At 72.2% G+C, this 4,445-nt stretch carries 1 protein-coding gene and 1 pseudogene; one reads left to right on the top strand and one right to left on the bottom strand.

The genetic code is table 11. From position 1 onward, the window contains the following. Window positions 1–37: 37 nt before the first annotated feature. Window positions 38–831 (bottom strand): annotated as a pseudogene (locus SSBG_RS00300) (Clp protease N-terminal domain-containing protein). A gap of 188 nt (window positions 832–1,019) precedes the next feature. Here SSBG_RS00300 and SSBG_RS00295 point away from each other — a divergent pair. Next, window positions 1,020–4,379 carry a GH92 family glycosyl hydrolase gene (locus SSBG_RS00295; protein WP_086023027.1) on the top strand — a complete coding sequence of 1,120 codons (3,360 nt, stop codon included), beginning with the start codon at window positions 1,020–1,022 and terminating at the stop codon, window positions 4,377–4,379. The last annotated feature ends 66 nt before the right edge of the window (window positions 4,380–4,445 follow it).

The following is a 4,445-nucleotide window of genomic DNA, read 5'->3' as shown; positions in this document are numbered from 1 at the left end:
CCCGCCCGGCCGCCCCCTCCCTCCAGGCCGCCTCCCCTCAGCCGCCCTCGGCCCGCCGCGCCTCCTCCAGCTCCGCCTGGATGCGCCGCAGGTGACCCGTGAGCAGTTCCGTCGTGCGTTCCTTCCCGATGCCGAGGCCGGAGAGGACTCCCTCGCCGTTCTCGTGCTCCAGGAGGGCGAGCACCAGGTGTTCGGTGCCGACGTAGTTGTGGCCGAGACGCAGGGCCTCGCGGAAGGTGAGCTCCAGGACCTTCTTCGCCGCCGCGTCGAAGGGGACGAGCGTGGGCAGGTCCGCCTCCTCGCGGGGCGGCAGCGCCGCCTCGGCCGCCTCGCGCACCGCTTCGGGCCTCACGTCCTGGTCCGTGAGGACGACGACGCCGAGGCACTGCGGCTCGTCCAGGAGGCCGAGAACGAGGTGCGCGGGCGTGATGCGCTTGTGCCCGTGCGCCCGTGCCTGGGTCTGCGAGGCCACCACGACCGTGCGGGCGCGGGGCGTGTAACGGCTGGATCCCTGTTCGGGATCGAGGGGGGGGCGACGTCGCCGGTGTCCTTCGGCACGAAGCGCTTCTGCGCCGCCTGCCGGGTCACGCCGATCGAGGTGCCGATGTCCGCCCAGGAGGCGCCCGAGCGGCGCGCCTGGTCGAAGAAATGGCCGATCAGGTGGTCCGAGACCTCCCCGAGGTGCTCCGCGGCCAGCACCGCGTCCGTGAGCTGGTCCAGGGGGCCGGAGCGGACCCGCTTGATGGCGTCGATGAGATCGTCCAGTCGTACCGCGCGATGCGCGGGTGTCTGTTCCTTCTCACAGGCAACCCTAGGTTGACACCCGCTCAGGCGTCAACCCTGGGTTGCCTCGCTCTCGTCCTGTGTACGCGGGGTCGCGCGGGGGAGTTTCTGACCCGCCCTCAGGGCGATCTTGCCGCCCACCCCTTGACGCCCCCTCGGCCCCCGGAGGAGCATCGCTCGCGCTTGACAACGTTGTCCGATCCCGGTTCCCCGGGGAGAGGAACAGTGTCAGAAGAGTGACGCACCGCAGAAGTCCCGCACGTACCAGAGCTGCCGGCCTCCTGGCCCTCACCGCCGCGAGCGCCCTCGGGCTGACCGCGCTCGCGCCGGCCGCCGACGCCGCGGCGCCCGCCACCGCGAAGAGCGGGCACAGCGCCCCGGCCGGGAAACCGGCCGCCTACGTCGATCCCCTCATCGGCTCCGCCAACGCGGGCAACACCTACCCCGGGGCGGTCCGCCCCTTCGGGATGCTCGCGTTCAGCCCCCAGACCACGCGCGGCAACCAGGTCTCCAACCCGGCCCCGGGCGGCTACCAGTACGACGCCACCTCGATCCGGGGGTTCAGCCTCACCCACCTCAACGGGGTGGGCTGCTCGGGCGCGAACGGCGACGTACCGCTCATGCCCTACCCGGGTGAGGTCACCAGCTCGCCCAGCGCCGACACCGACGACTCCGTCTTCGCCTCCGCCTTCTCCCACGACGACGAGAAAGCGAGCGCGGGCCGTTACGAGGTGAAGCTCGCCAACGGCACCTCCGCCGCGCTCACCGCGACCGAGCGCACCGGCGCGGGCCGCTTCGGCTTCCCGGCCGGCAAGGCGGCGAGCTTCCTCGTCCGCGGCTCCAACGCCGAGTCCGGCAGCGCCGCCGCGCGCGTGCACGTCGACACCGCGAAGAAGACCGTCACCGGCTCCATCGACGCCGGGAACTTCTGCGGCCCGCAGAGCGCGAACAACCGCAAGGCGCTCTACACGCTGCACTACACGATCCACTTCGACACCCCCTTCGCGAAGACCGGCACCTGGCAGGACAAGACCCTGCGCCCGGACACCACCGACGCGAGCGGCGGTACCGGCTACAGCTCCAGCGGCAACCCCGTGGCGGGCAAGGGCTCCGGCGCCTACGTCACCTTCCCGAAGGGCACCCGCGAGGTCGGCGCCAAGGTCGCGATCTCGTACGTGAGCGACCGGGGCGCCGAGGCCAACCTCCGCGCCGAGAACCCGCCCCGCACCTCGTTCGAGGCCGTCGCCCGCGACGCGGGCCGCGCCTGGGACAAGGCACTCGGCGCGATCGAGGTCGGCGGCGGCACGAAGGCCCAGTACCGGACCTTCTACACCGCGCTCTACCACTCGATGCTGGAGCCGACCCTCACGAGCGACACCGACGGCCGCTACACGGGCGCCGATGACAGGACGCACCGCCTTTCGCACGGCCAGAAGGCCCAGTACGGGACCTTCTCCGGCTGGGACCAGTACCGCGCGCAGGTGCAGCTCATGACGCTCCTGAACCCGCGGGCCGGCAGCGACTATGCCCAGTCCCTCTACCAGTACGCCTCCCAGCGCGGCGGCGAGTGGGACCGCTGGCTCCTCCAGCACGGCAAGACCAGCGTCATGTCCGGCGACCCCGCCGCACCCGCCCTCGCGGGCATCCACGCCTTCGGCGGCAACGGCTTCGACGTCAAGGGCGCGCTCAAGTCCCTCGTGAAGGCCGCGACCGTACCGACCGCCAACGACTCCGACAGCGCCGGCTGCAACGTCGAGTGCGTCGGCCAGCGCCCCGGGCTCGACCAGTACCTCAAGCTCGGCTACGTCCCCGCCGACGACTGCCACTGCTGGGGAGGCGCCGCCGAGACGCTGGAGGACGCCGCCGCCGACTACGGCCTCTCCGAACTCGCCCGCGCCACGGGCGACCGGAAGAACCAGCAGAAGTTCCTCGACCGCTCCGGCAACTGGACCAACGTCTTCGACCCGGCCGCGACCCCCGAGGGCGGATACATCCGCAACCGCAACGCCGACGGCACCTGGGCGGGCGTCTTCACGCCCGGCACGGGCAACGGCTTCGTCGAGGGCACCAGCGCCCGCTACACCTGGATGGTCTACTCCGACGTCGCCCGCCTCGCCCGCGCCATGGGCGGAAACGACAAGGCGAGCGCCCGGCTCGACGCCTTCTTCCGCGACAAGGACGGGAAGTTCGACTTCTCCGCGAAGGACGACACCCGCTACGACCCCACCAACGAGCCCGACATCAACACCCCGTACCTCTACAACTACCTGGGCGAGCCCACCAAGACCCAGGAGACGGTCCGCGCCGAGATCGACCAGCTCTGGACCGACACCCCGGGCGGCATCCCCGGCAACGACGACGCGGGCACCATGTCCTCCTGGTACGTGTTCTCCGCGCTCGGCATGTACCCGCAGAACCCGAGCCGCGCCGACCTCGTGCTGACCGCGCCGCTCTTCCCCCACGCCGTCGTCCACACCGGTCACGGCAAGCGCATCACGGTCAACGCCCCGGCGGCCGACGACAGCCACACCTACATCCACGGGCTGCGCGTCAACGGCAGGAGCAGCACGAAGACCGTGGTGCCCGACACCCTCGTCCAGCACGGCGGCACCCTCGACTACACGCTCGGCACGAGCCCCCGCACCACGTGGGGCACCGCCGCCCAGGACGCCCCGCCGTCCTTCCCCGGCCGCGAGGACACGTACTTCACGAGTACGAGCCCGAGCGCCCTCAAGGTGTCGCCCGGCGCCGCCGCCACCCCCACCGAGCTCACCGCGCGCACCCTCCAGGACCGCGCCGAGCGCGTGACCTGGAAGGCCGACGCGCCCGAAGGACTCACCGTCAGCCCCGCATCCGGCACCCTCGCCGTCCCCTCGGGCGGCACCGCGAGCACCGCGCTCACGGTCGCCGCCGCCAAGGACGCCAAGGAGGGCTTCCGCACGATTCCGGTGACCCTGCGCACCGCCTCGGGCAAGGAACTGCCCCCGGCCAAGCTCACCGTCACGGTCGCCGCGAAGAACAGCGTCCTGTGGAACCTCAACAACAACGGCGTCTCCGAGGACGACGCGAAACCGGGCGCCAACTTCGACGGCGAGGGCTGGAGCTACTCCGCGACCGCCCTCGCGGAAGGCGGCGCCGCCCCGGGCAAGACGGTCACCTCGGGCGACTTCACCTTCACGCTCCCGGCGACCGCCCCGGGCGAACCCGACAACATCGAGGTCGCGGGCGGCGAGCAGACCCTCACCGTCCCGGCCAAGGACGGAGCGACGCGCCTGAGCCTGCTCGGCAGCGCCGCCGAGGGCGACACGCACGGCACCATGACCCTCACCTACACCGACGGCACCACGCAGCAGGCCGACCTCGGCCTCTCCGACTGGACCCTCGGCGGCGGCGGGGACAAGCCCTCCTACGGCAACACCGTCGCCGTCACCTCCGCCTACCGCGACACCCTCGGCGGCGGCAAGGACCCCGTCAACGCCTACCTCTTCGCCACCGCCCCCGTGACCCTCGCGAGCGGCAAGACCCTCGCGAGCGTCACGCTCCCGAAGAGCGCCGAGGGAGGCATCCTGCACGTCTTCGCCGCCACGACCGGCTGATCGGCCGCACGACGGAGCGGGCGCGACGCACGCGCCTCGCGGGGCGGCCCCGTGTCCCACCCGGGC

This window comes from Streptomyces sp. SPB074, from assembly GCF_000154905.1.
Lineage (GTDB): Bacteria > Actinomycetota > Actinomycetes > Streptomycetales > Streptomycetaceae > Streptomyces.
Note: the sequence above shows the minus strand (reverse complement) of the source record. Positions and strands in the feature narration are given on the sequence as shown.